General features: G+C 66.3%; 25 protein-coding genes, 1 pseudogene and 1 riboswitch. Of the genes and pseudogenes, 16 read left to right on the forward strand and 10 right to left on the reverse strand.

Annotated features, from left to right (window positions below; genetic code table 11):
• Window positions 1-44: 44 nt before the first annotated feature.
• Entirely contained in the window at window positions 45-1,763 is a 1,719-nt protein-coding gene (locus QTI04_RS04240; protein WP_286597749.1) for a thiamine pyrophosphate-binding protein, read from the reverse strand.
• Between the two features lie 96 nt (window positions 1,764-1,859).
• Between QTI04_RS04240 and QTI04_RS04245 the strand changes: the two genes are divergently transcribed.
• From QTI04_RS04245 to arsC, 12 genes and pseudogenes are all read left to right on the forward strand, one after another.
• Window positions 1,860-2,507, forward strand: a complete 648-nt coding sequence (locus QTI04_RS04245; protein WP_286597747.1) for a TetR/AcrR family transcriptional regulator — start codon at window positions 1,860-1,862, stop codon at window positions 2,505-2,507.
• Between the two features lie 136 nt (window positions 2,508-2,643).
• Window positions 2,644-3,417: an ABC transporter permease gene (locus QTI04_RS04250; protein ID WP_286597745.1), complete on the forward strand. Its 774-nt coding sequence runs from the start codon at window positions 2,644-2,646 to the stop codon at window positions 3,415-3,417.
• Window positions 3,418-3,452: 35 nt separating this feature from the next.
• On the forward strand, window positions 3,453-4,460 hold the full coding sequence (locus QTI04_RS04255; RefSeq protein ID WP_286597743.1) for an ABC transporter substrate-binding protein: 1,008 nt from the start codon (window positions 3,453-3,455) through the stop codon (window positions 4,458-4,460).
• A 35-nt stretch (window positions 4,461-4,495) separates the two neighbouring features.
• The gene (locus QTI04_RS04260; protein ID WP_286614311.1) at window positions 4,496-5,278 is read left to right on the forward strand and encodes an ABC transporter ATP-binding protein; all 783 of its coding nucleotides are present in this window, start codon (window positions 4,496-4,498) and stop codon (window positions 5,276-5,278) included.
• A gap of 19 nt (window positions 5,279-5,297) precedes the next feature.
• Entirely contained in the window at window positions 5,298-6,734 is a 1,437-nt protein-coding gene (locus QTI04_RS04265) for an enolase C-terminal domain-like protein (protein WP_286614312.1), read from the forward strand.
• 38 nt (window positions 6,735-6,772) lie between these two features.
• Window positions 6,773-7,747, forward strand: coding sequence for a tripartite tricarboxylate transporter substrate binding protein (locus tag QTI04_RS04270; protein WP_286614313.1), 975 nt, complete (start codon window positions 6,773-6,775; stop codon window positions 7,745-7,747).
• 26 nt (window positions 7,748-7,773) lie between these two features.
• Window positions 7,774-8,937 carry a Gfo/Idh/MocA family protein gene (locus QTI04_RS04275; RefSeq protein WP_286614314.1) on the forward strand — a complete coding sequence of 388 codons (1,164 nt, stop codon included), beginning with the start codon at window positions 7,774-7,776 and terminating at the stop codon, window positions 8,935-8,937.
• A gap of 8 nt (window positions 8,938-8,945) precedes the next feature.
• The gene (locus QTI04_RS04280; protein WP_286614315.1) at window positions 8,946-10,133 is read left to right on the forward strand and encodes a dihydrodipicolinate synthase family protein; all 1,188 of its coding nucleotides are present in this window, start codon (window positions 8,946-8,948) and stop codon (window positions 10,131-10,133) included.
• 7 nt (window positions 10,134-10,140) lie between these two features.
• Window positions 10,141-11,019: a sugar phosphate isomerase/epimerase gene (locus QTI04_RS04285; RefSeq protein ID WP_286614316.1), complete on the forward strand. Its 879-nt coding sequence runs from the start codon at window positions 10,141-10,143 to the stop codon at window positions 11,017-11,019.
• A 28-nt stretch (window positions 11,020-11,047) separates the two neighbouring features.
• Window positions 11,048-12,178: a crosslink repair DNA glycosylase YcaQ family protein gene (locus QTI04_RS04290; RefSeq protein ID WP_286614317.1), complete on the forward strand. Its 1,131-nt coding sequence runs from the start codon at window positions 11,048-11,050 to the stop codon at window positions 12,176-12,178.
• Window positions 12,179-12,234: 56 nt separating this feature from the next.
• Window positions 12,235-12,392: riboswitch (FMN riboswitch) on the forward strand.
• Window positions 12,393-12,478: 86 nt separating this feature from the next.
• Entirely contained in the window at window positions 12,479-12,991 is a 513-nt protein-coding gene (locus QTI04_RS04295) for a 6,7-dimethyl-8-ribityllumazine synthase (RefSeq protein ID WP_286568543.1), read from the forward strand.
• A gap of 20 nt (window positions 12,992-13,011) precedes the next feature.
• Window positions 13,012-13,380 (forward strand): annotated as a pseudogene (gene arsC / locus QTI04_RS04300) (arsenate reductase (glutaredoxin)); the annotation flags it as partial.
• Window positions 13,381-13,398: 18 nt separating this feature from the next.
• On the opposite strand, the gene QTI04_RS04305 reads toward arsC, so the two are convergent.
• Both QTI04_RS04305 and QTI04_RS04310 read right to left on the reverse strand, forming a co-directional pair.
• The gene (locus tag QTI04_RS04305; protein WP_286597734.1) at window positions 13,399-14,151 is read right to left on the reverse strand and encodes a sulfite exporter TauE/SafE family protein; all 753 of its coding nucleotides are present in this window, start codon (window positions 14,149-14,151) and stop codon (window positions 13,399-13,401) included.
• A 13-nt stretch (window positions 14,152-14,164) separates the two neighbouring features.
• Window positions 14,165-15,406 carry an MFS transporter gene (locus QTI04_RS04310; protein WP_286614318.1) on the reverse strand — a complete coding sequence of 414 codons (1,242 nt, stop codon included), beginning with the start codon at window positions 15,404-15,406 and terminating at the stop codon, window positions 14,165-14,167.
• An 89-nt stretch (window positions 15,407-15,495) separates the two neighbouring features.
• Here QTI04_RS04310 and QTI04_RS04315 point away from each other — a divergent pair, with 89 nt between their 5' ends.
• Both QTI04_RS04315 and QTI04_RS04320 read left to right on the forward strand, forming a co-directional pair.
• The gene (locus tag QTI04_RS04315; protein WP_286597730.1) at window positions 15,496-16,371 is read left to right on the forward strand and encodes a helix-turn-helix domain-containing protein; all 876 of its coding nucleotides are present in this window, start codon (window positions 15,496-15,498) and stop codon (window positions 16,369-16,371) included.
• 68 nt (window positions 16,372-16,439) lie between these two features.
• Window positions 16,440-18,155, forward strand: a complete 1,716-nt coding sequence (locus QTI04_RS04320) for a SulP family inorganic anion transporter (RefSeq protein WP_286597728.1) — start codon at window positions 16,440-16,442, stop codon at window positions 18,153-18,155.
• On the opposite strand, the gene arfB is transcribed toward QTI04_RS04320, so the two are convergent.
• From arfB to clpB, 3 genes are read right to left on the reverse strand one after another with little or no spacing between them, the layout of a single operon-like run.
• The gene (arfB, locus tag QTI04_RS04325) at window positions 18,124-18,537 is read right to left on the reverse strand and encodes an alternative ribosome rescue aminoacyl-tRNA hydrolase ArfB (protein WP_286614319.1); all 414 of its coding nucleotides are present in this window, start codon (window positions 18,535-18,537) and stop codon (window positions 18,124-18,126) included. The two genes, QTI04_RS04320 and arfB, sit on opposite strands and share 32 nt — an antisense overlap.
• A 46-nt stretch (window positions 18,538-18,583) precedes the next feature.
• Window positions 18,584-18,916 carry a hypothetical protein gene (locus tag QTI04_RS04330; RefSeq protein ID WP_286614320.1) on the reverse strand — a complete coding sequence of 111 codons (333 nt, stop codon included), beginning with the start codon at window positions 18,914-18,916 and terminating at the stop codon, window positions 18,584-18,586.
• Window positions 18,917-18,921: 5 nt separating this feature from the next.
• Window positions 18,922-21,543, reverse strand: coding sequence for an ATP-dependent chaperone ClpB (gene clpB / locus QTI04_RS04335; RefSeq protein ID WP_286614321.1), 2,622 nt, complete (start codon window positions 21,541-21,543; stop codon window positions 18,922-18,924).
• A 92-nt stretch (window positions 21,544-21,635) separates the two neighbouring features.
• Between clpB and QTI04_RS04340 the strand changes: the two genes are divergently transcribed.
• Window positions 21,636-22,628 (forward strand): Bug family tripartite tricarboxylate transporter substrate binding protein, encoded by a 993-nt coding sequence (locus tag QTI04_RS04340; protein WP_286597724.1) that lies wholly within the window; start codon window positions 21,636-21,638, stop codon window positions 22,626-22,628.
• Window positions 22,629-22,638: 10 nt separating this feature from the next.
• Here the strand turns inward: QTI04_RS04340 and QTI04_RS04345 are convergent, their stop codons facing one another.
• Window positions 22,639-23,115, reverse strand: a complete 477-nt coding sequence (locus QTI04_RS04345; protein WP_286614322.1) for a molybdenum cofactor biosynthesis protein MoaE — start codon at window positions 23,113-23,115, stop codon at window positions 22,639-22,641.
• Window positions 23,116-23,366: 251 nt separating this feature from the next.
• Between QTI04_RS04345 and dapA the strand changes: the two genes are divergently transcribed.
• A complete protein-coding gene (dapA, locus tag QTI04_RS04350) occupies window positions 23,367-24,257 on the forward strand; it encodes a 4-hydroxy-tetrahydrodipicolinate synthase (protein ID WP_286614323.1) in 891 nt (296 codons plus the stop codon).
• On the opposite strand, the gene QTI04_RS04355 is transcribed toward dapA, so the two are convergent.
• The 3 genes from QTI04_RS04355 to mobB are packed head-to-tail and all read right to left on the reverse strand — an operon-like array spanning window position 24,244 to window position 26,283.
• On the reverse strand, window positions 24,244-24,495 hold the full coding sequence (locus QTI04_RS04355) for a MoaD/ThiS family protein (RefSeq protein ID WP_286614324.1): 252 nt from the start codon (window positions 24,493-24,495) through the stop codon (window positions 24,244-24,246). The genes dapA and QTI04_RS04355 overlap by 14 nt on opposite strands.
• A 2-nt stretch (window positions 24,496-24,497) precedes the next feature.
• Entirely contained in the window at window positions 24,498-25,745 is a 1,248-nt protein-coding gene (glp, locus tag QTI04_RS04360) for a gephyrin-like molybdotransferase Glp (RefSeq protein ID WP_286597720.1), read from the reverse strand.
• Window positions 25,738-26,283, reverse strand: coding sequence for a molybdopterin-guanine dinucleotide biosynthesis protein B (gene mobB / locus QTI04_RS04365; protein WP_286597719.1), 546 nt, complete (start codon window positions 26,281-26,283; stop codon window positions 25,738-25,740). Before mobB ends, glp begins: the two co-directional genes overlap by 8 nt.
• Window positions 26,284-26,288 lie beyond the last annotated feature (5 nt).

The following is a 26,288-nucleotide window of genomic DNA, read 5'->3' on the forward strand; positions in this document are numbered from 1 at the left end:
AAGCCGGCATCTGCCGGCTTTTTTTCGCCCATGCGGGTGCCCCCTCACCCCCGAGCCTGCGCCGCCTTGGTGATCGTGCTGAGCGTGCCGCGCGTGGTGATCACCTCGGGATCCAGCGGAATCTCGATCAGCGTGCCCGTATCGGCCGCCAGTGCGCGCAGCAGCGCCGCCTCGAACTGCGCGGTCTCGGTCACGCGCTCGGCGGCGTAACCGTAGGCCTGGGCCAAGGCGCAGAAGTCCGGGTTGCGCAATGCTGTGCCACTTACCTTCGTCGGGTACTCCCGCTCCTGGTGCATGCGGATCGTGCCGAACATGCCGTTGTTGAGCAGCACGATGATGCTCTTGCCGCCATGTTGCGAAGCCGTCGCCAGTTCCTGCCCGTTCATCAGGAAGTCACCGTCGCCGGCAATGGTGAAGGCGATGCGGCCGGTCGCGATGCTGGCCGCGATGCCTGCGGGCACGCCGTAGCCCATCGCGCCGCTGGTGGGCGCGAGCTGCGTCTTGTGGCCCTTCGCCAGGCCGTGGTAGCGGAAGTAGCGATGCACCCAGCTGGCGAAGTTGCCTGCGCCGTTGGTGATGGCCGCGTCCGGCGGCAGGTGCTTCTGCAGCAGCGCAACGACCTCGACCATGTCGACCGCGCCACGTGGCGTCTCCGGCGGAAGTCCGGCCAGCGCTTGCGGCTCCAGATTCGCGAGGTAGTCGGCATTCGCTGCGGCGGTCCAAGCCTCCCAGGGCAACTCGGTCGGCGCACTCAGCACTTCGAGGCTTCGCGCGGCCGAACTCATGCCGGCGTTGATGGCGAGGTCCGCCTGGTAGACCCGGTTGAGCTCTTCAGCGCTCGCGTGGATGTGCACCAGGGTCTGCTTCGGCTTCGGCGCTTCGAGCAGCGTGTAGCCGCTGGTCGTCATCTCGCCGAGCCGCGGGCCGATCGCGATGACCAGATCGCTTTGCCTGACACGCTCGGCCAGCTTCGGATTGATCGCGATGCCGACGTCGCCTGCGTAGAGCGGGTGATGGTTGTCGAAGGTGTCCTGAAAGCGGAAGGCATTCGCGACTGGTAGCTTCCAGTTCTCCGCGAAGCGCTGGAGGGCCTGCGCGGCCTGCGGCGTCCATCCACCGCCACCCGCGATCACCAGCGGGCGCTGCGACTTCAGCAGAAGCTCGCGCAAGGTGCGCAACGCGCCGGGATCGCTCCATGGCTCCACCGCCTCCACCCGCCGCAGCGGCCGAGCCGTCGTCGTGGCGCGCAGCATGTCCTCGGGCAGCACGACCACGACCGGGCCGGGGCGTCCGTTCATCGCCGTGGCGAAGGCGCGTGCGATGTATTCGGGGATACGGTTCGCGTCGTCGATGCGCTCCACACGCTTGGCGAAACCCTTGGTGCTCGGACCGAAGAAACTGCCGTAGTCGACTTCCTGGAAAGCCTCGCGGTCGCGAAAGTCGCTGCCGACATCGCCGACGAACAGCACCATCGGCGTCGAATCCTGGAAGGCGTTGTGCACGCCGATCGATGCATTGGTGGCGCCCGGCCCGCGCGTGACGAAGCAGACACCTGGCCGGCCTGTCAGTTTGCCGTGCGCTTCGGCCATGAACGCGGCGCCGCCCTCCTGGCGATTGACGATGAAGCGGATGCGCTCGCCGTAGGCATGAAAGCCGTCGAGCACCGCGAGAAAACTCTCCCCCGGGACCCCGAAGGCCAGTTCGACACCTTGTTCGACCAGGCATTCGACGATCAGGTGGCCTGCGGGTTGTGATGAGTTCATGTGCGTTGCGCCTCTCTGCTGCAATAGGGTTGCGCGGATTATCTGCGCGCCTTGCATCAGCTTGCCTTAATTCCCCAATTGGTTAAATTCGCTCCCATGAAAGCCCAACCCACGGCACCCGCGGAGCCGCGTTCGCGCGATGCCGACCGCTCGCAACTCGCGATCCTCGCCTCGGCGCGCGATGAATTCGCACAGCGTGGCCTGGCCGGCGCCCGCATGGACAGCATTGCCGCGCGCGCGGGACTGAACAAGCGGCTGATCTACTACTATTTCGGCAGCAAAGACGATCTCTTCCTCGCGGTGCTTGAGGGCACCTACGCTGACATCCGCCAGGCCGAGCAACGCCTGCATCTCGATGAGGTCGAACCGGTCGAGGCCATCCGAAGGCTGATCTCCTTCACCTGGCACTACTACCTCGAGCACCCGGAATTCATCACCCTGCTCAATAGCGAGAACCTGCATCGCGCCGCCCACCTCAAGCGCTCCGAGCGCATCCAGGAGATGAACTCGCCGCTGGTCCAGTTGCTCGACGACGTGCTGGAGCGCGGCAAGCGCGACAACCTCTTTCGTGCCGGCGTGGACCCCGTGCAGCTCTACATCTCGATCGCCTCGCTCTGCTACTTCTACCTGTCGAACAACGACACGCTGTCGGCCGTCTTCGGCCGGAACCTGCGCGCGCCCAAGGCCATGGCGCAGCGTCTGTCGCACATGACCGAACTCGTCCTCGGCTACGTGCTGCGCTGATACGGGTATCTCCTAGGGGCCCGCCGGTTGACGGGCCCGGTGGACTTTCTAGAATCTTTAATTCACTTTCCGGTGAATTGGAAGCACGGCGCGGCCATCCAAGCCACCGGTTTCACGGTCCAACAAAGTCCTGCCGATGCTTCGCAACGTCCTGCTTTCGCCTGCATTGCGGCCCTTCCTGCTCATCCTGATGCTGCTGGTGCTGTGGGACCTCGCGATCCGCCTGTTCAGGATTCCGGCCTATCTCATTCCCCCGCCGCTGCAGGTCGTGCAACAGCTGGTCGCCGAGTGGCCGCGCCTCCTCTCCGAAAGCTGGAAGACCACGCTGGCGACGCTCGGCGGCTTCGGCCTCACCATCGTCATCGGCATCCCGATGGCCATGGTGATCGCCTACTCGCGTGTGGTGGAGTCCTTCGTCTATCCGTTGCTCGTGTTTTCGCAAAGCATTCCCAAGGTCGCGATCGCGCCGCTCTTCGTGGTGTGGTTCGGCTTCGGCATCTTTCCGAAGGTGATCTCGGCCTTCCTGCTGGGCTTCTTCCCGGTGGTGGTTTCCACGGTGATGGGCTTCAAGTCGGTCGAGCCCGACATGCTCGACCTCGCACGCTCGATGGGCGCCAGCCGCCTGCAGACTTTCTTCAAGATCAGCCTGCCGCAGGCCCTGCCCGCGATCTTCAGCGGCCTGAAGGTGTCAGTCACCCTGGCCGTCGTCGGCGCCGTGGTCGGCGAGTTCGTCGGTTCCAATTCCGGCATCGGCTACGTGCTGCAGGTGGCCAACGGCAACTTCGACCTGCCGCTGATGTTCGCCGCGCTGGTGGTGCTCTCGAGCATCGGCGTGATCCTGTTCGTGGCCGTCGACCTGGTCGAGCGGCTGATGATTCCGTGGCACGCCTCGCAGCGCCACGCCCAGTGAGTCCCGTCGCAACAACATCCAACCAGGAGACAACCATGAAGAAACTGCTTCCTTCGCTGCTGGCAGGCGCCGCCACGGCCCTGGCGCTCGCCATGACTCCCGCGCACGCGCAGAACAAGCCGCAGGACAAGGTCACGCTGATGCTCAACTGGTATCTCTACAGCGAGCATGCACCCTTCTTTCTCGGCAAGGAACGCGGCTACTACGCGGAAGAAGGTATCGATCTCGACATCCAGGAAGGCCGGGGCTCCGCCGTCACCGCACAGGCCGTGGCCGCCAAGTCGGCGACCTTCGGCTACATCGACGTCACGACGATGATCAAGGCAGCCGCCAAGGGCGCACCGCTCAAGTCGACGGGCGTGCTGTTTCAGGTCAGCCCAATGTCCGTGATGGGCTTCTCCGAGAAGAACATCAAGACCCCGAAGGACATCATCGGCAAGACAGTGGCGGTCACGCCGGGCGACTCGATGTCGCAGATGTGGCCACTCTTCCTGAAGGCCAACAACATCCAGGCCGACCAGGTGAAGATCGTCTCGGGCGACGCCCAGACCAAGCTCAATGCGGTGACAACCGGGCAGGCAGACCTGCTGCTTGGCTACGTGATGGACCAGGCGATCAAGCTGCAGGACGCGACGGGCAAGTCCGTCACGCCGATCCGCTTCGCCGACTCCGGCGTCAACCAGATCAGCTCCGGGATCATCACCAACAAGAACCTGCTGACCGAGAACCCCGATCTCGTGAAGCGCTTCATGCGCGCCTCCACGCGCGCTGCCGAAGCCGCGGAGAAAGACCCGGCGGCCGCGGTCGACGCAATGCTGAAGGCCAACCCGAAGGCCGGCGTGCGCGACACGCTCATCGTCGGCATGAAGCAAAGCGTGGCGCTTTATCACACCAAGGACACGACCAACCAGCGCCCGTACCGCGTCTCGATGAAGGACGTCAACGACTCGCTCGACCTGCTCGTGCAGTACGGCGGCATGGACGCGGCAACGCGCGGCAAGCCTGAAGACTACGTGACGCTCGACTTCCTGCCGACCAACTGATCCTGCCTCCGCGCGCTCTCACTTCCCCGCTTTCCATGGCCCATGAAAAACTGATCGAAGCGCGCGGCGTCTCGAAGACCTATCAAAGCAAGGACGGCCCGGTCGAATCACTGAAGCCGCTCGACTTCTCGATCCGCGAAGGCGAATTCGTCTCCGTCGTCGGCCCGTCGGGCTGCGGCAAGAGCACGCTCCTGAAGATGGTGGCAGGACTACTGCCGATCAGCGGCGGCACGCTGAGCCTCGCCGGCCAGCCGATCAAGGGTCCGCAGAAGGACGTGGGGATCGTGTTCCAGAGCGCGTTGCTGCTGGCTTGGCGCAGCGTCGAGGACAACATCCTGTTGCAGGCCGAGATCCGCCATCTGCCCAAGGCGGCCGCGCGCGAACGCGCACGCGAGTTGATGAAGATGGCGGGGCTCACGGGCTTCGAGAACAAGTACCCGTGGCAGCTTTCCGGCGGGATGCAGCAACGCGCCTCGATCTGCCGCGCGTTGCTGCACGATCCTTCCGTGCTGCTGATGGACGAGCCCTTCGGCGCACTCGATGCGATGACGCGCGAGAAGATGAACCTCGAACTGCAGCGCATCTGGTCCGCATCGAAGAAGACCGTGCTGCTCATCACGCACAGCATCCCGGAGGCCATCTTCCTCTCGGATCGCGTGATCGTGATGAGCGAGCGCCCCGGTTCGATCGCCGCCATCTACGACATCGATCTGCCGCGCACTCGCCCGATCGATGTGATGGGCACCGAACGCTTTGCCTCCTACGCCCGCACCCTGCGCGCGCACTTCTTCGCGCAGGGCAACCTCGACGCGCACTAGGGCTTCCGCCGTGTCTGCTGTGACTTCATCCTTCGCGCCGCCTGTTCGAGTGCTGGCCGTCGAATTCGGCGTGCGGCCGATGACGCTGCGCCTGCCGTTCAAGTTCGGCGCCGTCACGCTCACGCGCTGTCCCCAGGTGTTCGTGCGCGCCACCGTCGACTGCGGCACGCACGGCGCCGCCGAGGGCTGGGCCGCGGAACTGATGGTGCCCCGCTGGTTCGACAAGCGCGAAGATTTCAGCCAGGCCAACAACGTGCAGCACCTCCAGCAGGCACTGGAAGCCGCGGCGGACGCGTACCGGACCGGCGCGCCGCTGCCGGCCTTTGCGCTGTTCGCGCGTCACTACGAGGCATTGATGACACACGGTGCATCTCTCGGCTTGACCGCACTCTCCGCCGCCTTCGGTCAGGCCGTGCTGGACCGCGCGGTGCTGGATGCACTGTGCCGCGCCATGCAGATCCCGGTCCACGCGGCATTCCGGCGCAATCTGATCGGCATCGGTGACACGTCTCTGGTCGACGACTTGCGCGGATGGGACTGGGACGGGTGGCTCGCCAAGCTGGCTCCATCCCCTTATCTGCACGCGCGACACACCGTAGGCATGCTCGATGCGCTCGAAGGCGACAGCACGGACGCCGCAGGGTTGCCGACCAGCCTGCCCGCCGTCGTGCGCCGCTACGGACACCGCTTCTTCAAGATCAAGCTCGGCGGCCATCCGGAAGCCGACATCGCGCGACTCGATGCAGTGCTCACGACGCTGGACACGGTGGCGCCGGGCCACCAGTTCACGCTCGACGGCAACGAGCAGTACACCGATTCGCATGCGCTGCGCGCACTGTGCGATGGCCTGCGCTCGCTGCCCCGGCTGGCCGCACGGCCCGATGCGCTCCTCTACCTGGAACAACCCGTGCCGCGCGACGCGAGCATGGATTCATCGCTCGCCGCGCTGGACGCGCCGGCGCCGCTGCTGCTGGATGAGGCCGACGGCACGCTCGACGCATTCGCCACCGGCCGCCAACACGGCTGGCGCGGCGTATCGAGCAAGGCCTGCAAGGGTCTCTACAAGGCCGTCATCAACCGGGCACGCTGTGACCATTGGAATCTCTCCGGCGGAGGAAGCGACAGCCGCTGCTTCATGTCCGCCGAGGATCTGACTTGCCAGGCCGGACTGGCGGTCCAGCAGGACCTGGCGCTCGCGTCGCTGCTCGGCCTCTCGCACTGCGAGCGAAACGGCCATCACTACGTCGACGGCTTCGGCGACGCTCCGTCCACCGAAGAGGCCGACTTCGCCTCTGCGCACAGCGACCTGTACGAAACCACGGCAGGCCGGCCCCGTCTTTCCATTCGCGACGGCCGTCTGGCCATCGCCTCACTCGCGCGACCCGGCTTCGCGCACTGCGCCGACCCTGACTTCGACAGCCTGCAACCCCTCTCGCAAGCGCCTGCCCTGGTGTAGACGCCCACTTTTTTTCCTCCCACAACCAAAGAGACATCATGCGATTCACCCGACGCGCCGCCCTCCTTGCCAGCCTCGCCCTCACCGCCTCTTTCGGCGCGACCGCGCAGAACGGCTACCCCAGCAAGCCGATCCGCGTGATCGTCCCGTTCGCGGCCGGCAGCACCACCGACATCATTGCGCGCGCCATCGCCGACAAGATGGGCGCGAGCATGGGCCAGACGCTCGTGATCGACAACCGCGGCGGCGCAAGCGGCACCATCGGCCAGCAGGCCGTGGCGACGGCCGCGCCCGACGGCTACACGATCATGATCCACTCGTCGTCGCACACGGTGAGCCCGTCCACCTTCGCGAAGCTGCCCTTCGACACGGTGACCGACTTCGCCGGCGTCACGCCGATCTCCACGTTGCCGAATGCGCTGGTGATCTCGCCGGCCAAGAACATCAAGACGCTGAAGGAACTGGTCGCCGCCGCCAAGGCCAAGCCCGGCACCGTCAACTTCGCGTCCGCCGGCCAGGGCAGCGCCACCCACCTCAACGCCGAGAAGTTCAAGCTGGCCGCGAAGATCGATGCGACCAACATCCCGTTCAAGGGGTCGGCTGACGCGGTGACCGAGGTGCTTTCGGGCCGCGTCGACTACTACTTCTCGCCGATTGCGCCGGTCATCGGCCAGATCAAGGAAGGCCACCTGCTTGCACTGGCCGTGGGCTCGCCGCAGCGCGCCGCCGCATTGCCCGATGTGCCGACCACCGCCGAAGCCGGCGTGCCCGGCTCCGAATTCAACTTCTGGATCGGGATGATGGCGCCCGCCAAGACGCCGCGCGACATCGTCAACCGCCTGCACGATGAAGTCGCCAAAGCGCTCGCCAGTCCCGAAGTCAAGGAGCGCTTCCTGAAGCTCGGCGCGGATGCATGGACGCTCAAGCCCGAGCAGTTCGACGCCTACATCAAGGACGAAATCGCAAGCAACGCCACCCTGGTGAAGGCCGCCGGCCTCTCGCCAACCAACTAACCCACACACTCAGCGGAGAGAAATCCATGGCACAGCAAAGACTCGGAATCATCATGCACGGCGTCACCGGACGCATGGGCATGAACCAACACCTGATCCGCTCCATCGTCGCGATTCGCGCGCAAGGCGGCGTGACACTCTCGAATGGCGACAAGGTCATGCCCGACCCCATCCTCATCGGCCGCAATGCCGAGAAGATCGAGGCGCTGGCCAAGGCCCACGGCATCACACGCTGGGGGACCGACCTCGACCTCGCACTGGAGAACAAGGACGACACGATCTTCTTCGACGCCGGCACCACGCAGATGCGCCCGACGCTGCTGGCCAAGGCCATCCGCGCCGGCAAGCACGTCTACTGCGAGAAGCCGATCGCGACCAACCTCAACGAAGCGGTCGAGATCGCCCGTCTCGCCGAAGGCTCGGGCCTGAAGCACGGCGCGGTGCAGGACAAGCTCTTCCTGCCCGGCCTGCGCAAGCTCGACATGCTGCGCCGCGCGGGCTTCTTCGGCCGCATGCTCTCGGTGCGCCTGGAGTTCGGCTACTGGGTGTTCGAAGGCGACCTGCAGCCGATCCAGCGCCCCTCGTGGAACTACCGCAAGGAAGACGGCGGCGGCATGATCCTGGACATGATGTGCCACTGGCGCTATGTGCTGGACAACCTGTTCGGCGAAGTGCAGTCGGTGTCCTGCATCGGCGCCACGCACATCCCCAAGCGCTGGGACGAGGAAGGCAAGCCCTACGAAGCCACCGCCGACGACGCGGCCTACGCCACCTGCGAACTCAAGGGCCACAACGGCGAGCCGGTGATCGCGCAGATCAACATGAGCTGGGTCACGCGCGTACGCCGCGACGATCTGGTGACCTTCCACGTGGACGGCACCGACGGCTCCGCCGTGGCGGGCCTGTCGTCGTGCCGCGCGCAATCGCGCGTCGCGACGCCGCGCCCCGTGTGGAATCCGGACGAGAAGCAGACCACGAACTTCTTCGACCAGTGGCAGGAGATCCCGGACTCGCAGGTCTACGACAACGGCTTCAAGATCCAGTGGGAACACTTCATTCGCCACGTGGTCGAGAACGCGCCCTACAAGTGGACGCTGCCCGAAGGCGCCAAGGGCGTTCAACTGGTCGAGACCGCGCTCGAAAGCTGGAAGGACCGTCGCTGGGTCGACGTGCCCACGCTGAAGATCTGAGTCACGCCATGGCCATCGCACTCACCCTCCCCACCGCGAGCGGCGCGCTCGCGCCCTACACGCTGCGCGGCACCACGCCGGTGAAGCCGCCGGCGGGCGCCAAGTTCAACCGCATCGCCTATTCGGCCGCGCACGTCGTTGCCGATCCGCTGGCTGCCGTCGATCCCTGGCTGCAATGTGCGGTCGACTGGGACGCGACCATCGACTACCGCCGCCACCTCTGGTCTCTGGGCCTGGGCGTCGCCGAAGCCATGGACACCGCGCAGCGCGGCATGGGCCTCGACTGGCCGACCTCGCTCGAACTGATCCGCCGCTCGCTCGACGCCGCCAAGGATGTTCCCGGTGCGCTGGTCGCCTCCGGTTGCGGCACCGATCATCTGAACCTCGACGAGGTCAAGAACGTCGACGACGTGATCCGCGGCTACGAGGAGCAGATGGCGGCGATCGAGGCGCTCGGAGGCAAGCTGATCGTCATGGCGAGCCGCGCGCTCGCCCGCGTCGCGAAGAGCCCCGCCGACTACGAGCGCGTGTACGACCGCATCTTGTCGCAAGCCCGGCAGCCTGTGGTTCTGCACTGGCTCGGCGACATGTTCGACCCGGCGCTCGCCGGCTACTGGGGTACGGCCGACGTCGACCGCGCCATGGATACCGCGCTCGGCATCATCGCAGCGCATCCGGACAAGGTCGACGGCATCAAGATCTCCCTGCTCGACAAGGACAAGGAGATCGCGATGCGCCGTCGTCTCCCGGCCGGCGTACGCATGTACACCGGCGACGACTTCAACTACGCCGAGTTGATCGCCGGCGATGGCCACGGCAGCGAGCCGACCCACGGCAAGAGCGATGCGTTGCTGGGCATCTTCGACGCGATCGCGCCGGCCGCGAGCGCCGCATTGGGCGAACTTGCGCAAGGCAACATCGAGAAGTTCCACGCCATCCTCGGCCCGACAGTGCCGCTGTCGCGCCACATCTTTGCGGCGCCGACGCGCTTCTACAAAACGGGCGTGGTCTTCATGGCCTGGCTCAACGGTCACCAGAGCCAGTTCACGATGGTGGGCGGCCAGCAGAGCACGCGGTCGTTGCAGCATTTCGCGGAACTGTTCCGTCTGGCTGACGCGGCCAATCTGCTCGAGCAGCCGGAGTTGGCGGTTCGGCGCATGAAGACTCTGCTGGCGCTGCACGGCGTCGAAGGTTGATTCAGCCATGCGCGACTTCTCGCAGAACCACGACTGGCTGTCGATCAACACCGCGACGATCCGCAAGCAGCTCGGCGCGGAGGTGCCGCTCGATCGCATCATCGACCAGTGCGCCGCGCGTGGCATCCGCGCCATCAGCCCCTGGCGTGACCAGGTCGCGGCGGTCGGGCTCGACAGGATCGCGAAGCAGCTCAAGGCACAAGGCATCGGGCTGTCGGGCTACTGCCGCGGCGGCTTCTTCCCCGCACCCGATGCGGCGGGACTGAAGGCCGCGCTCGACGACAACCGCCGGGCCATCGACGAAGCAAAGACGCTCGACGCACCCTGCCTCGTGCTGGTCGTCGGCGCCTTGCCCGGCGCGCTGGACGGCAATGCGCTCTACAAGGACATCGGCCGAGCACGCGGCGAAGTGCGCGACGGCATCGCGGCGTCGCTCGACTACGCCCGCGAAGTCGGCATGCCGCTGGCCATCGAGCCCCTGCATCCGATGCAGGCCGCCGACCGCGCCTGCGTCAACACGATGGAGCACGCGCTCGATCTGTGCGACGAACTCGATCCGGCACGCTCCGGCATGCTCGGCGTCGCGCTCGACATCTATCACGTGTGGTGGGATCCGAAGCTGCAGCAGCAGATCGCCCGCGCCGGCAAGGAACGCCTGCTCGCCTACCACGTATGCGACTGGCTCACGCCCACGCGCGATCTGCTCTCCGACCGCGGGATGATGGGCGACGGCGTGGTCGAGCTGAAGAAGATCCGCGGCTGGGTCGAGGCGGCCGGCTTCCAGGGCTTCAGCGAGGTCGAGATTTTCTCGGTGCTGGACTGGTGGAAGCGCTCAGGCGAGGAGACGCTGGACACTTGCATCCAGCGACACCGGGAGGCTGTCTGACGCGCGCGGTTGTGCTGCAATTCGCAGCATGGCCGCACCGACCCTCGATGACCTGCGCCGCTACGCGGTAGCGCGCACCCTCTTCAACGCCACCTCCCTGCCGCAAGCCATTCGGCGGCTCGGCTTCGTGCAGGCTGATCCGATTCGTGCGCCTGCGCGTGCACAGGACCTGACACTGCGCCACCGCGTCAAGGACTACCGGGCCGGCGATCTGGAACGCCGCTACGCGCAACTGCCGATCGAAGAGGACTGCCTCGTCAACTACGGCTTCCTGCCGCGCGAGCATCTGGCGCTCATGCATCCGCGCGAGGCGGCCAGCGCCTGGGACGCCGAGACACGACGCAAGGCCGCCGATGTGCTGGCCTTCGTGCGAGAGCACGGACCGGTGCATCCGCGGCTGGTGGAGCAGCATTTCGCGCACGGGCGAGTGAAGAACTACTGGGGCGGCTCGAGCAACGCAAGCACGCATCTGCTCGATGGCATGCACTACCGCGGCATGCTGCGTGTGAAACGGCGCGAAGGCGGCACGCGGATCTATGAAGCGGTGACGCATCCTCCCGCAGACGACAGTCCGACCGCCCGCGCGCAACGCGCAGCGGCCCTGATCGATCTGGTGGTGCGCAAATACGCGCCTCTGCCGTCTTCGAGCCTGACCTACCTCGTTCGCCTGCTGGGCTACGGCGCGCCACATCTCTCCGCGCAGACGCAGACGGCCCTGCGCCTGGCGCGCGAGAAGTTCGCGAGTTGCCGCATCGACGGCACGACCTGGTACTGGCCCGCCGACGAGAACCCGGCCTCGCGGCGCCACGCGCCTGACGACGCGCTCCGTCTGCTCGCGCCCTTCGACCCCGTGGTGTGGGACCGGCGTCGCTTCGAGCTGTTGTGGAACTGGACATACAAGTTCGAGGGCTACACGCCGGCGCCGAAGCGCCAGTTTGGTTACTACGCCTTGCCGCTGCTGCTGAACGATCGCGTCATGGGGTGGGCCAATGTGTCGACTCACCAAGGGCAGTTGCAGCCGGCCTTCGGCTTTGCCGGCAAGAAGCCGACGGGCCCCGCGTTCCGGGCGGCGCTCGATGACGAGTTGCAGCGAATGACGGTGTTTCTCGCCGGACGCCCCGATCCCCGCCCGCATTCGGGGGTCTTGCCGCTTCCGTGACAGCGCGCTTTTGCCGCTTTGCCTAGAATCTGCGTCGTTCCGGCTCAGGCCGGAGCAAGCGTTCTCAGGGCGGGGTGCAATTCCCCACCGGCGGTGATGGCGGCGAAAGCCGCACGAGCCCGCGAGCGCCTGCGGCGCGCCATGCGCCGCAGGGTCAGCAGACCTGGTGAGATCCCGGGGCCGACGGTCACAGTCCGGATGAAAGAGAGCGCGATCCTGTTGTCGGGCAGGCGTGTTCACGCGCGTGCCGGGCCTCGGGTTCGTGCGCCCTGATTCAGGAAATCCTTCAAAAGGCACACCATGAGTCAGATCAACGACCTTCCCCTTTCCGCCATCCCCGCATCGGACGCCCCGCGCGGGCAGCGCATCGCCTTCGTGCAGGCGCAGTGGCATTCGGACATCGTCCACCAGGCGCGCGACGCCTTCCTCGCCGAAATGAAGCGGCAGGGCGTGCCGCTCGACACCATCGACGTGTTCGACGTACCCGGTGCATTCGAGATCCCGCTGCATGCCAAGCGGCTCGCCACCTCGGGCCGCTACGCCGCCATCGTCGGCTGCGCGCTGGTGGTCGACGGCGGCATCTACCGCCATGAGTTCGTCGCCAGCACGGTGGTGAATTCGCTGATGACGGTGCAACTCGAGACCAACGTGCCGATCCTCTCGGCGGTGCTCACGCCGCACCACTTCCACGAGCACGTGGAGCACCGCAAGTACTTCCACGCCCATTTCGCGGTCAAGGGCACCGAGGCGGCGGAAGCCTGCGTCAAGACCATCGAAGGACTTCGGCGCGTGGAGGCGCTGATCGCCGCTTGAGTTCCGCGCAAAATGGCGCGATGCAACCCAAGTCTTCCTCCATCACCATCTTCCACAACCCCGCGTGTGGCACCTCGCGCAACACGCTGGCCCTGATCCGCGACAACGGCTTCGAACCCGAAGTGGTCCAGTACCTCAAGACGCCACCGACCAAGGCGCAGTTGCATGAGCTCGTGACGGCGATGGGCGTTCCGGTGCGCGACATCCTGCGTCAGAAGGGAACGCCCTACGACGAGCTCGGCCTCGGCGACCCGAAGTGGACCGACGACCAACTGCTGGATTTCATCGTCGAGCACCCGATCCTCATGAACCGCCCGATCGTCGCCACGCCGATCGGCACGCGCTTGTGCCGGCCTGCGGAGCAGGTGCTCGAGATCCTTCCCAAGCCATGACGCATTCCCGCGGCCTCAACCGGCGCGAGCGAACAGCACGGGAAGCGACGACGCCAGAAGCGCCACGCCCGACAAAGTCAACAGCCCCAGAACGATCTGCCGGAAAGCCGCCTCGCTGAGGCCTGCATAAAGCCGGGCGCCGAGCAGCACGGGCACCAGCACCGCCAGCGCGACGATCCCGAGCAGGGGCACCATCGCAGCGCTGACCATGCCTGCGCCCAGATAGAGCGCAAAGGCGACCGCCAGCATCGAGAGATTGAAGTTCTGGATCACGGCACGCTGCACGTCCTTGTCCAGGCGGCGCAGCGTGCACCAGAGGGTCGGGATCGCGCCCGTGAAGCCGCCCAGGCCACCGCACACGCCGCCGAGCATGCCGGTGACGGCGTCGGCAACCCGTCCGCCCACGGTGATCCTCGGCAGATTTCGCGCCATCAGCATCGCCGGGCACCAGATCACCAGCAAGCTGCCGAGACAGGCCTTGAACAGGGGCACGTCGAGTCGCGGGAGCAGCCAGACACCGACCGGCAGGCCGACCAGCCCGCCCAGGATGAAAGGCAGCAGCAACGCCTTGTCGAAGCCGCGCCGCGTCGTCACCGCCGCGATGATCTGCCCGGTGAGCCCGCCGAAGGTCGCCAGCACTGCCGCAAGCTTCGGGTCCACCGTCCATGCCCAGATCGACATCGAGACCATGGAAAACGCAAAGCCCGACAGGCCCTGCACGAAGCCAGCCACCACCGCGCCCAGCGCGACGATCAGGTAGAGCGACAAAGCCGGTCGCGCTTCAGGCTGAGACGGGCACCAGCGCTTCGCGCCGGACGCGTCTCACGTTGAACGCACTGGCGATCAGCACGCCCTGCACCACCGCCAGGCCGACGATCACGCTCGCGTACTGGCCGTGGTCCATCAGCCGGCCGAAGATCAGCGGCGCCACGGCCTGCCCGATATCCAGGCCCGCATAGACGACGCCATAGACGCGGCCCGAAGCATTCGCCGGCGTCGAGCGCTTGACCAGCAGGTCGCGCGATGGCCCCGCGATGCCGGTTGCAAAGCCCATCGCGCCGAACATCACCGGCACCAGGAAGGGCGCGAAGTCCGCCAGCGCGAGTACGAGCGCAATAGACGCTGCCACGCCGAAACCCGCGCCGACGACGCGCTCGCAGCGCGACGGGTCGGACGCGAGGAAGCCACCCACCACCATGCCTGCCGCACTGGCGACCATGTAGACGGTCAGGCAGATGGCGATCAGCGTCACCGGCACCGCGTGCAGACGCCCTGCCGCAGCGGGCGCGAAGGTCTGCACCACGCTCAATGCCATCGCGTAGAAGAAGAAAAAGCCGAAGCACATCCACACCGCGGGAATCTTCAGGAACGCGAATTCGCTGCCTGCAGCCACGTCGGCGCCTGCCGCCTTGTGCACCGCCTTCACGTCCAGCGACAGCACGCTGCGATAGGCCCAGAGGATGAGCATCACGACCACGGCCACCACGCCCGCGGAGGCGAGCGCCACGCGCCACGAGAAGGCCATCGCCAACGGCACCACGAAGGCCGGCGCCAGCGCCCAGCCGAGGCTGCCGGTGATGCCGTGGACGCTGTAGGCATGTCCGAGCCGCGTCGGCGCGACCTTGCGATTGAACAGTGTGTAGTCGACCGGATGGAACACCCCGTTGCCCACGCCCGCCACGACGGCACAGCCGAGCAGCATCCAGTAGCTCTGCGCCAGCGCATAGCCGAAGGCGGCGAGACCCAGCATCCCGAGCCCGACGAACAGCACCGGCCGCGGGCCCAGCTTGTCGACGATGAAACCCGAGGCCGCCTGCACGATGCACGAGACCACGAAAAACACAGTGAGCACCGCGCCGAGTTCGGTGTAGCTCACGTTGAACGCATCCTTGAGCCATGGGAACAACGGCGGCAGCACGAGTTGGCTGAAATGGCTGATGGCGTGCGCCAAGCCGACCAGGCCGATCAGTTTGGCATCGGAGCCCAGGGTGGTCGTGGCGGCGGTCGCGTTGGAGGAAGACATGGATTGCAACAACAAACTGGATTGGACGTCGATCCTAAGCCAGCGCGTCGCGGCAGAATGGCGATACAGAGACAACATTTGTCGAAATCATGCCGTCCACCGCCCCGCCTCCGGCGCCCGTCGACACGAGCACCAAGCGCCCCAACTCGCCCCACCCCGACGCCACGACGAGCGTGGGCCCCCTGACGCCTCATCTGTACGAGCCCAACGCGCTGCGCCCGCTGCGGGCCAAGGAGCACTTTCTCAAGGCCGACACACTGGTCGACCTGCACAAGCATCCGTGGCCACAACTGACCTTCTCGACGCGCGGCGTGATCCGCCTGAGCACGGAAGACGGCAGCTACATCGTGCCGCCCTCGCGCGCCCTGTGGGTACCGGCCGACATGGCGCACAGCGTCACGCTGATCGAGGACGCCGAACTTCGCACCGTGTACCTCCATAGCTGGCTCGGGCCGGCATGGGAGAGGTGCGAGGTACTGGAGATCAGCCCCTTGCTGCGGGCGCTGATGCTCGCGCTCGATACGACACCGGACGGCCTGCCGCCGGCGGATCCCCATGCAGCGCAGCGCGAACGGTGGATTGCGCCACTTCTGGTCGATGAACTCGAGCGCGCGACGCAAATCCGTATCGACGTCCCGCTGCCCTCCGACAAGCGGCTGCGCCAGTTGTGCGAAGCGTTGCTGCGCAATCCGGCCAACCGCGCCACGCTGGCCGAACGCGCCGAGGCCATCGGTGCCAGCGAGCGCACCGTGGCACGCCTGTTTCGCGACCAGCTCGGGATGAGCTGGCAGCAGTGGCGTCAGCAGGCCGTGCTCGCCCACGCACTGCCCTTGCTCGCGCGCGGCATGGCGGTGAGCCAGGTCGCCTCAGCGAGCGGCTATGCAACCGACAGCGCCTTCTGCGCGATGTTCAAGGCGGCAACGGGGCAATCGCCGACGGCGTTCCAGCACAAGAGACGGTCCTAGCCGCCGCAGCGCCGGGCGCTTTCGTATCATCGCCGGGTGCATTTCCCACCTTTCCGCGCACCAAGGCCATGGCCTTGAATCGCCACCAGCTCACGCGCTGGTTCCCCTTCCTTTCCTGGCCGCGCCCCGACCGGGCCCTCCTCATCAACGAGGCCACGGCCGGCGTCACGGTGGCGCTGATGGTCATCCCGCAAGGCGTTGCCTACGCCGCGCTGGCGGGAATGCCACTGGTGACAGGCGTGTATGCCGCGCTGCTGCCGGCACTGGTCGCGCTGCTCTTCAGTTCCTCGGCGCGGCTGTCGGTCGGGCCCACGGCGTTGACGAGCCTGCTGGTCGGCGCGTCCCTCGCGCCGCTCGCCATTCCGGGCAGCAGCGAATGGGTCGCCTTCGCCGTCTGGCTGACCCTGTTGTCGGGAGCGATGCAGGTGGTGCTGGGCGCGGCGCGCTTCGGCTGGCTGCTGCGCATGGTGAATTCGCCAGTATTGATGGGCTTCACGCAAGGCGCGGCCGTGTTGATCACGCTCTCGCAACTGCCGGCGCTGCTGGGCTTCACGGGGCGCTCGTTCGCCCAGGTGCTGCATGGACCGCCGCCCGACTCGATCGCGATCGCATTCGGCCTGGGCGGCATGGCGATGTTGTGGCTGGGCAAGCGGATGATGCCGCGCTTCCCGACCACCATGGCGCTCGTCGCAGTCGCGGCGGCCGCCAGTGCCGCGGTCGGCTATGCGCTGAAGGGCGGCGCGGTGATCGGCAAGCTTCCCTCAGGGTTGCCCTCGCTCTACTGGCCGGGCGGGCTGTCACTGAACCAGTTGGGCACGCTGCTTCTACCGGCCTTCCTGATCACGCTCGTGAGCTTTCTCGAAACGGCTTCGAGCGCCAAGGTGGACAACGCGCGCGCCGGCAAGCTGTGGAACGAAAACCAGGACCTGATCGGCCAGGGGCTGGGCAAGATCGCTTCGGGCCTCACGGGCTCATTCCCGACCAGTTCATCGTTCTCGCGCTCGGCAATCACGCTCTACGCGGGCGCCAAGACCCAGTGGGCGACGCTCTTCAGCGTCGCGGTGGTCGCGGCTGCATTGCTCTGGGCCATGCCGCTGCTCTATCACGTGCCGCAGGCGGTGCTGGCATCGATCGTGGCGACGGCAACCATCGGCCTGCTGCGGCCATCTGCTTTCGTCGCCCTGTGGCACATCTCGCGTATCGAGGCGGCCATCGCGCTCAGCACCTTTGCGCTGACCATCGCCACCGCACCATCGATCTATTGGGGCGTGCTGGGTGGCCTGCTCGCGGCGCTGGCGCACTACATGTACCGGCATCTGCATCCGAGGATCATCGAAGTCGGCCTGCACCCGGACGGCAGCCTGCGCGACCGTCACCTGTGGCATCTGCCGCTGCTTGCGCCCGACCTCTATGCGCTGCGCATGGATGCGGAACTCGACTTCGCGTCCGCCAGCACGCTGGAGCGCGCCGTCACCGTTGCATTGGCCGAGCGGCCCGGCCTGACCGATGTGTGCCTCTTTGCGCAGCCGATCAACCGCATCGACATCACGGGCGCCGAAGTCTTCGGCAGCATTCGCCGGCTGCTCGAATCGCAGGGCGTGCGCTTTCACATCTCGGGCCTCAAGCTGCCTGCGCAGCAGGTGCTCGACCGCGCCGGGCTGCTGGCGCCCGGGCCGATGCTCTTCAGCTACCGGACCGACGCCGAGGCGCTGGCGGCCCTATCCAACGCGTCCGGCACTCCTCGAGACAACCTCAATCCCTCACCGGCCCACGCAGGCTCTTGATGGCCGAGCGCTGGCTCTTGCCCTCGAGCCGGCGCTGCCGCGCGCCGTAGCTTGGCTTGGTGGCGCGACGCACGCGAGGCGGCGCGGCAACGCTGTCGACCAGTTCCTGCAGGCGTGCGAGCGCATCGGCGCGATTCATGTCCTGGCTGCGGTGCTTTTGCGCCTTCAGCACGAGCACGCCCTCCTGCGTGATGCGGCTGTCGCGCAAGGCGAGGAGGCGCTCCTTGACATCGTCGGGCAGCGAGCTGGCCGGGATGTCGTAGCGCAGATGCACCGCGCTGGAGACCTTGTTGACGTTCTGTCCGCCCGCGCCCTGCGCACGGATCGCGCTGAACTCGACCTCCAGCGGATCGATCAGGACGGGTGGGTGCGGCAAGGTCATCCGCTATTCTGGCTTGCGTCGAGGCGCCTTATCGCGCCCGACACGCTCACTCCTCACGCGATACCGGCCGCGCCTGAACGTCGGTCACCTGGCCGGGATCGCGCAAGCGCACCGGGCTGTCGGCCTCCTGGCCTCGTGCGCGGGCGGCGACGACATCTGCCGCCGTCGGCTCGGCGGGACGGCCCGCCGCCCGGAAGCGATCGAAGCCGCCGCGCGGGTCAAAGCGCATCACCCACGGCTTCACGGGCTGCCCCGTGAGGCGCGCCCATCCGTAACGCAGCCCCCAGACCATTGCCAGCAGAAGCACGGAAACGGCCAGGCTGGCCGCGAAGATGAGGCCGAGGAAGAACAGGACCAGGCGCAGAAAAAAGTTCAGCATCGGGTTTAGGCCACGGCCTCGGCGCTTTGTTCCCCGGCTTTGCGAAACGCGAACTGCCCAGGCGCCTGGATCGGGTCGGTGGTCACGACGATCGTGTCCTTCGGCCCGAAGCTTCCGTCGAGCAGCAGCTTCGACAACGGGTTCTCGATGCGCTGCTGGATCGCTCGCTTGAGCGGCCGCGCACCGAACACCGGATCGAAGCCGACCTTGGCGATCTCCGCCAGCGCCGCCGGTGACACATCGAGCCCCAGGTCCATCTTCGCCAGGCGCTCCTGCAGCACCTTGAGCTGGATCGCCGCGATCGCCTCGATGTTCTTCGCGTCGAGCGCATGGAACACGACCGTCTCGTCGATGCGGTTGAGGAACTCGGGCCTGAAGTAGTTCTTCAGCTCGTCCCAGACCGCCTCCTTGATCTCTTCGCCCGGCCTGCCCACCATCGCCTGGATGATCGGCGAGCCGATGTTGCTGGTCATGACGATCACCGTGTTCTTGAAGTTCACGGTGCGGCCCTGACCGTCGGTCAGGCGACCATCGTCGAGCACTTGCAGCAGCACGTTGAAGACATCCGGGTGCGCCTTCTCGACCTCGTCGAGCAGCAGCACGCTGTAGGGCTTGCGGCGAACGGCTTCGGTCAGGTAGCCGCCCTCCTCGTAGCCCACGTAGCCGGGCGGCGCACCAATCAGACGCGCGACCGAATGCTTCTCCATGAACTCGCTCATGTCGACGCGGATCAGGTGATCCTCGCTGTCGAACAGGAAGCCCGCGAGCGCCTTGCACAGCTCCGTCTTGCCCACGCCCGTGGGGCCCAGGAACAGGAAGGAGCCCGTGGGACGGTTCGGGTCCGACAGCCCCGAGCGCGAGCGGCGGATCGCGTTGGCGACCGCACCGATGGCCTCGTCCTGGCCGACCACGCGCTCGTGCAGCTTGCCTTCCATCATGAGCAGCTTGTCGCGCTCGCCCTGCATCAGCTTCGAGACCGGGATGCCGGTGGCGCGCGCCACGACCTCGGCGATCTCTTCGGCGCCGACCTGCGTTCGCAGCAAGGTGGGTACGCTGGACTTGCCCTTGTTCGCTTCCGTCTCCTGCGCTTCCTTCAGGCGTTTCTCGAGCCCCGGCAGCTTGCCGTATTGCAGCTCGGCCACCTTGTTGAAGTCACCCTTGCTGGTGAACTCGGCGATCTGGAACTTGATCTTGTCGATCTCTTCGCGGATCTGCGCGCTGCCCTGGGCCTGCGCCTTCTCGGCTTGCCAGATTTCGTCGAGATCGGCGATTTCCTTCTGCAGTCTGGCGATCTCGTCCTCGATCAGGCCGAAGCGCTTCTGCGAGGCCTCGTCCTTTTCGCGGCGCACGGCTTCGCGCTCGATCTGCAGCTGGATCAGGCGGCGGTCCAGACGATCCATGGCCTCTGGCTTCGAGTCCATCTCGATCTTGATCTTGGCCGCAGCCTCGTCGATCAGGTCGATGGCCTTGTCGGGCAAGAAACGGTCGGTGATGTAGCGGTCGGACAGCTCGGCCGCCGCGACGATCGCCGGGTCGGTGATGTCGACGCCATGGTGGACTTCGTACTTCTCCTTCAGGCCGCGCAGGATCGCGACCGTCGCTTCGACGCTCGGCTCACCCACGAGGATTTTCTGGAAGCGGCGCTCCAGCGCGGCGTCCTTCTCGATGTACTTGCGGTATTCGTCGAGCGTGGTCGCGCCGACGCAGTGCAACTCGCCGCGTGCAAGGGCCGGCTTGAGCATGTTGCCCGCATCCATCGCGCCCTCGGCCTTTCCTGCTCCGACCATGGTGTGAAGCTCGTCGATAAAGACGATGGTCTGGCCTTCGTCCTTCGCGAGTTCGTTGAGCACGGTCTTCAGGCGTTCCTCGAACTCGCCGCGGTACTTGGCACCGGCGAGCAGCGCCGCCATGTCGAGCGACAGCACGCGCTTGCCCTTGAGCGATTCGGGCACTTCACCCGCGACGATGCGCTGTGCGAGACCTTCGACGATCGCGGTCTTGCCGACGCCGGGTTCGCCGATGAGCACGGGGTTGTTCTTGGTGCGACGTTGCAGCACCTGGATGGCACGGCGGATTTCCTCGTCGCGGCCGATGACCGGGTCGAGCTTGCCGAGACGCGCACGCTCGGTGAGGTCGAGGCAATACTTCTTGAGCGCTTCTCGCTGGCCTTCGGCATCGGCGCTGTTCACGCCCTGCCCGCCGCGCACCGCTTCGATCGCGGCTTCGAGTGATTTGCGCGTGACACCATTGCTGCGCGCAAGGTTGCCGATATCGGCCTTGCTGTCCGCCAGTGCCAGCAGGAAGAGTTCGCTCGCAATGAACTGGTCGTTGCGCTTGATCGATTCCTTCTCGGTCGCCTGCAGCAGCTTGCCGAGTTCGGGGCCGACCTGCACTTGGTCATGGCCCTGCACTTGCGGCAGCTTCTTGATGGCGGCTTCGGCGGCATGCAGCAGGCCGGGCACGTTGGCGCCGGCACGCTCCAACAGCGCCCGAGGACCGTCGTCCTGGCGCAGCATGGCGACCAGCAGGTGGACAGGTTCGATGTACGCGTTGTCATTGCCCAAGGCGAGCGACTGGGCGTCCGCGAGGGCTTCCTGGAATTTGGTGGTGAGTTTGTCTTGGCGCATGGCTTGATTCCTGCATTCAAAATAGGGCTGTTCCGAGGCGATATCAAGACCGTCCGGACTTTTTTCATCAAGCAATCATTTGGAGTCGACAGATGCTGAAGTCAACATGGGGTGGCGCCTCGCGCCTGATGCGCGGCGTTTTCGCGGCGGGCCTGCTGGCCGCCGGGGGAATGGCGCTCGCGCAGCCCGCCGGCACGCCGATCCGGCTATTGGTCGGATTCCCAGCCGGCGGCGGCACCGACGTCATTGCCCGTACGCTGGCCGAGAAGCTCAAGGACCAGCTGGGCAGCCCTGTCGTGGTCGAGAACCGCGCGGGCGCAGGCGGCCAGATCGCCGCGCAGGCGCTCAAAGCCTCGCCGGCCGACGGCCACACGCTCTTCCTCTCGCATGACCACTCGATCTCGATTCTGCCGCTGGTGGTGAAGAACCCGGGCTTCGATCCGGCGCGCGACTTCGTCCCCGTGGCGGGCTTCGCGACCTTTGCCAATGCGCTCGCCGTGTCCGGTGGCACGCCGGCCAAGTCGGTCAATGAGTACGTGGCGTGGGTGAGGACCCAGCGCGGCGGCAAGGACACCATCGGCGTGCCGGCACCCGCCTCGATCCCCGAGTTCCTGGTCAAGCTGATCGGCACCAAGTACAAGCTCGACCTCCAGGCAGCACCCTACCGCGGCAGCGCGCCGATGATGGCCGACATGCTGGGCAACCAGATCAGCGCGGGCATCGGCTCCGTTCCCGACTTCATCGAGAACCAGAAGGCCGGCAAGATCCGCGTGGTTGCCGTGATCGGCGGCAAGCGTCAGGCCGTGCTGCCGCAAGTGCCCACCTTCGCGGAACTCGGCCTGTCGGGACTGGAAGACCTGCCTTATTACGGCATCTTCGCGCCGGTGGGCACGCCGCAGCCGGTGATCGATCGCTTCGGCGAAGCGCTGTCGAAGGTGCTCGCCATGCCTGATGTGCGCGAGCGCCTGGTGGCCATGGGCTTGACGGTCAGCTTCATGCCGCAAGGGCAATTCGCTGGTCGCGTGCGCAGCTATACGCAGACTTGGGAACAGATCATTAGAGCCAGCGGCTTCCAGCCCCAGTAACTGGCTCGCGTCAGGCGTTGCTGGCGGTGATGCCCCAGCGCGCCAGCGCTGCGTCGTCGTCGACCCTGGCGTCGACCCAGCGCGCACCTTCGGGCGTCTGTTCCTTCTTCCAGAACGGCGCCTGGGTCTTGAGATAGTCCATCAGGAATTCGCAGGCCTGGAAGCTCTGGCCGCGATGGGCCGAGATGACGGCCACCATCATGATCTGGTCCAGCGGCTGCAACAGCCCAACGCGGTGGACCACACGGGCGCCGAGGATGTCGAAGCGGCGATGCGCCTCGTCGATCATGGCCTCGATCGCCTTCTCGGTCATGCCGGGGTAATGCTCCAACTCCATCGAAGCGACCGTGCTCCCGTCGTTCCGGTCACGCACCGTGCCGATGAAGCTGCAGATCGCCCCCACGCGCGCGTCGGCCTGGCGCAACGCGGCAACCTCCGTCTGCAGATCGAAGTCTTCGGTTTGGATCGAAACACGTGCACCGGTCATCCCGGGATTGTGGCACTGCGATAGACTCCGCCGATGCCTTCCCGTGCCCTGCAACGCCTTCTTTCTTCCCACGAAGAACCGGCCTGCGTGCGCCAGCAAGGCAAAGCCAAAAAACCCAAGCTCGTCTGACCGGAGCTTCGGTTCCGTCGTCGGATGAGCGACGGAACTGCAAGACCCAGGTCGAAGCTGGTTGTGCGCGCGCATTCGACGATGGTTGCTTCCATCGGTCGATTCCTGAAAGGAAATTTCGCGTGCAAGACACACACTCCCTCTCCCCCGATTTCTCGGGCCTCTGGATTCCGCTCGTGACGCCGTTTCGCGACGAGGCAGTTGACCATCCGGCACTGGCTCGGTTGGTCGAGCAACTCGCGCCCACCGGCATCGCGGGCTTCGTCGTCTGCGGATCCACGGGTGAAGCAGCCGCGCTCGACAGCGAAGAACAACTGGCGGTGCTAGATACCGTCGCCAGGACGGCACGGTCGCTGCCGCGCATCATGGGCATCTCGGGCTACCACCTTGGCAAGACGCGGGAGTGGGTGCGCCGACTCGCCGATCGCGAATTGGCCGGACTGCTCGTGCCCGCGCCAAGTTACATCCGGCCGTCGCAGGCGGGACTCATCGATTGGTTCAGCGAGATTGCCGGGGCTGGCGCGGTGCCGCTCCTGATTTACGACATCCCCTACCGCACCGGCAGCACCCTGACGCGCGAGACGCTGCTTGCACTCGCAGACCACCCGCTCATCCGCGCTATCAAGGACTGCGGTGGCGACGCGGGCAAGACACGCGCGCTGATCGCGGACGGCCGGCTCCAAGTGCTGGCTGGCGAAGACGCGCAGATGTTCAGCACGGTGGCCGAGGGCGGCGCCGGCGCCATTGCCGCCAGTGCGCACCTGCAGACCGAACGTTTCGTCAAGGTACTGCGCCTGCTTCGCGAAGGCAGCCTTGCCGATGCCCGTGCGCGATGGCAGCCCTTGCTGCCGCTGATCGAAGCACTTTTCAGCGACGCCAATCCCGGACCGCTCAAGGTCATTCTTGCCAACGAGGGCATGATGCAGGACGACTTGCGGGCGCCGATGACGCGCGCTTCGGACGAGCTACGCGAGCGCTTGCTGGAAATCCAGGCCGCGCTCAGCCGCCCGTGACGGGTGGAAAGAAGGCGACCTCGCTGCCGTCGCGCAGTTCGGCGCCCTCGCCGCACATCACCTGATCGAGCGCCATGCGTACCGCGCGGCCGCGCGCAAGCACGCTGGCGTGCGGTTCGCCACGCGCGATCAATTCATCACGCAGCGCGCCGAGGTCGGATGCGGTGGTTTCCACCGCTTCGCTGCCCGTTCCGAGCGCTTCGCGGACGGAGGCGAAATAGCGGACGTTGATCTTCATGCTCAGGCCAGCAGCAACGCGAACGGAATGAACTGCACGGTATCGCCGGCCTTGAACGGCTGGCCGGCAGGCGTATCGATCACGCCGTCGCCCCAGACCGTGGATGTCAACACACCCGAGCTCTGGTTGGCGAATACATCGAGCCCGCCCGCCGCATTGCGACGTGCGCGCAGAAACTCGCGACGGCGATCGGCGCGCGGCCAGTCGAAATCGGCGCGCATGGGGATCGCCTGCGGCGCCACGCGCGCTGCACCTTGCAAGGTGAGCAGAAATGGCCGCACGAGCAGCAGGAAGGTCAGGAAGCTCGACACCGGATTCCCAGGCAGGCCAGTGAGATGCGCGTTGCCGATCCGGCCGTAAGCGAAGGGCTTGCCCGGCTTCATCGACAGCGACCACAGGTCGAGCTGCCCCAGGTGCTCGACGGCAGCCTTGATGTGGTCTTCCTCGCCCACCGAAACACCGCCCGTGGTGATGATGAGGTCGTTGCTCAGGGACGCAGCGCGCAGCGCCTCGATGGTCGCGTCGCGCCGGTCCGGCACGATGCCGAGGTCGCTGACCTCGCATCCGAGCCGCTGAAGCAGCGCGCGCATGAAGAAGCGGTTCGAGTTGTAGATCGAGCCCGGCTTCATCGCCTCCGGCGACACCTCGCCCGGCATCACGAGTTCGTCGCCAGTCGACAGCAGTGCAACGCGGGGGCGCTTCGAAACCTCGAGTTGGGCCAGCCCGACGCTTGCAGCCAGGCCCAGCCCGGCAGGCGTGAGACGCTCGCCCTTCGACAGCACGATGTCGCCGGCGGCAACGTCTTCGCCGGCGCGGCGAATCCACTGACCCACGGCCGGCGCGATATCGATGCGTACGCTACCCAGGCCGCCCTCTTCGGGCAGTGCGCTCGTGTCTTCCTGCATCACGACCGCGTCGGCACCTTCGGGAATTTGCGCGCCGGTGAAGATGCGGGCTGCCGTGCCGGCCGTGAGCGGCGTGCCCACGGTGCCAGCCGGGATGCGCTGTGCCACGCGGAGCACGGCACCGGGCGCGGCACAGTCGGCCATCCGCACCGCGTAGCCGTCCATCGAGCTGTTGTCGCGTGGCGGCACCGTCAGCGCCGACACCACGTCCTGGGCGAGCACACGGCCATCGGCCTCGAAGGTCGACACGCTTTCGATCCCGACCTTCGGCGTCGCGGCGGCGAGTAATCGAGACAGTGCCTCGTCGAGGGCCATCAGCGGAGGACGCGGGGAAGTGCTAGCCATGGTGCTTCACCTTGTAGTCGAAACGTTCGGCATTCAGCAGCAGCCAGGCGACGATGCCATCGACGTCATCGAGGTCAAAGATCGGCAGGTCGGTTGGCAACGGCAGACTGTGCGGATCGTCTGTTGCGATGGCATCGATGAATTTGTCGTCGACATAGCGCGCAGGCCGGGCCGCCTCGCCCTCCCCGGCGGCGCGCCAGATCTCGATCTTGCGCAGATCGCTGTGCTTGAAGCCCTCCACCAGCACCCAGTCGACGCCGGTATCGAGTTCGGCAACGAGTTGGTGCACATCGAGGTGCGTCGGCTGCTCGAATTCGCGAATCAGCGCCAGCCGCTTGTCCGACGCGACCACCACCTCGAATGCACCTGCCTCGCGGTGGCGGTGGGTGTCCTTGCCGGGATGGTCGATGTCGAACTTGTGGTGCGCGTGCTTCACCACCGAAACGCGCAGCCCGTGCAACTTGAGCGCGGGAATCAGCCGCTCGACCAGCGTCGTCTTTCCCGCCCCCGAGTAACCGGCGAAGCCGATGACTTTCATGCGTC

This window comes from Variovorax sp. J22R115 (genome assembly GCF_030317005.1).
In the GTDB taxonomy this organism is placed as follows: domain Bacteria; phylum Pseudomonadota; class Gammaproteobacteria; order Burkholderiales; family Burkholderiaceae_C; genus Variovorax.

What these genes read in the sequence shown, in the direction of transcription:
- QTI04_RS04355 (WP_286614324.1), bottom strand. Translation starts at nt 24,495, where the DNA reads ATGAAGATCAACGTCCGCTATTTCGCCTCCGTCCGCGAAGCGCTCGGA.
- QTI04_RS04275 (WP_286614314.1), top strand. Translation starts at nt 7,774, where the DNA reads ATGGCACAGCAAAGACTCGGAATCATCATGCACGGCGTCACCGGACGC.
- QTI04_RS04345 (WP_286614322.1), bottom strand. Translation starts at nt 23,115, where the DNA reads ATGACCGGTGCACGTGTTTCGATCCAAACCGAAGACTTCGATCTGCAG.
- QTI04_RS04330 (WP_286614320.1), bottom strand. Translation starts at nt 18,916, where the DNA reads ATGCTGAACTTTTTTCTGCGCCTGGTCCTGTTCTTCCTCGGCCTCATC.
- QTI04_RS04255 (WP_286597743.1), top strand. Translation starts at nt 3,453, where the DNA reads ATGAAGAAACTGCTTCCTTCGCTGCTGGCAGGCGCCGCCACGGCCCTG.
- arfB (WP_286614319.1), bottom strand. Translation starts at nt 18,537, where the DNA reads ATGACCTTGCCGCACCCACCCGTCCTGATCGATCCGCTGGAGGTCGAG.
- QTI04_RS04290 (WP_286614317.1), top strand. Translation starts at nt 11,048, where the DNA reads ATGGCCGCACCGACCCTCGATGACCTGCGCCGCTACGCGGTAGCGCGC.
- QTI04_RS04250 (WP_286597745.1), top strand. Translation starts at nt 2,644, where the DNA reads ATGCTTCGCAACGTCCTGCTTTCGCCTGCATTGCGGCCCTTCCTGCTC.
- QTI04_RS04315 (WP_286597730.1), top strand. Translation starts at nt 15,496, where the DNA reads ATGCCGTCCACCGCCCCGCCTCCGGCGCCCGTCGACACGAGCACCAAG.
- QTI04_RS04320 (WP_286597728.1), top strand. Translation starts at nt 16,440, where the DNA reads ATGGCCTTGAATCGCCACCAGCTCACGCGCTGGTTCCCCTTCCTTTCC.
- QTI04_RS04260 (WP_286614311.1), top strand. Translation starts at nt 4,496, where the DNA reads ATGGCCCATGAAAAACTGATCGAAGCGCGCGGCGTCTCGAAGACCTAT.
- QTI04_RS04310 (WP_286614318.1), bottom strand. Translation starts at nt 15,406, where the DNA reads ATGTCTTCCTCCAACGCGACCGCCGCCACGACCACCCTGGGCTCCGAT.
- QTI04_RS04245 (WP_286597747.1), top strand. Translation starts at nt 1,860, where the DNA reads ATGAAAGCCCAACCCACGGCACCCGCGGAGCCGCGTTCGCGCGATGCC.
- QTI04_RS04280 (WP_286614315.1), top strand. Translation starts at nt 8,946, where the DNA reads ATGGCCATCGCACTCACCCTCCCCACCGCGAGCGGCGCGCTCGCGCCC.
- QTI04_RS04270 (WP_286614313.1), top strand. Translation starts at nt 6,773, where the DNA reads ATGCGATTCACCCGACGCGCCGCCCTCCTTGCCAGCCTCGCCCTCACC.
- clpB (WP_286614321.1), bottom strand. Translation starts at nt 21,543, where the DNA reads ATGCGCCAAGACAAACTCACCACCAAATTCCAGGAAGCCCTCGCGGAC.
- QTI04_RS04295 (WP_286568543.1), top strand. Translation starts at nt 12,479, where the DNA reads ATGAGTCAGATCAACGACCTTCCCCTTTCCGCCATCCCCGCATCGGAC.
- QTI04_RS04285 (WP_286614316.1), top strand. Translation starts at nt 10,141, where the DNA reads ATGCGCGACTTCTCGCAGAACCACGACTGGCTGTCGATCAACACCGCG.
- QTI04_RS04340 (WP_286597724.1), top strand. Translation starts at nt 21,636, where the DNA reads ATGCTGAAGTCAACATGGGGTGGCGCCTCGCGCCTGATGCGCGGCGTT.
- mobB (WP_286597719.1), bottom strand. Translation starts at nt 26,283, where the DNA reads ATGAAAGTCATCGGCTTCGCCGGTTACTCGGGGGCGGGAAAGACGACG.
- glp (WP_286597720.1), bottom strand. Translation starts at nt 25,745, where the DNA reads ATGGCTAGCACTTCCCCGCGTCCTCCGCTGATGGCCCTCGACGAGGCA.
- QTI04_RS04240 (WP_286597749.1), bottom strand. Translation starts at nt 1,763, where the DNA reads ATGAACTCATCACAACCCGCAGGCCACCTGATCGTCGAATGCCTGGTC.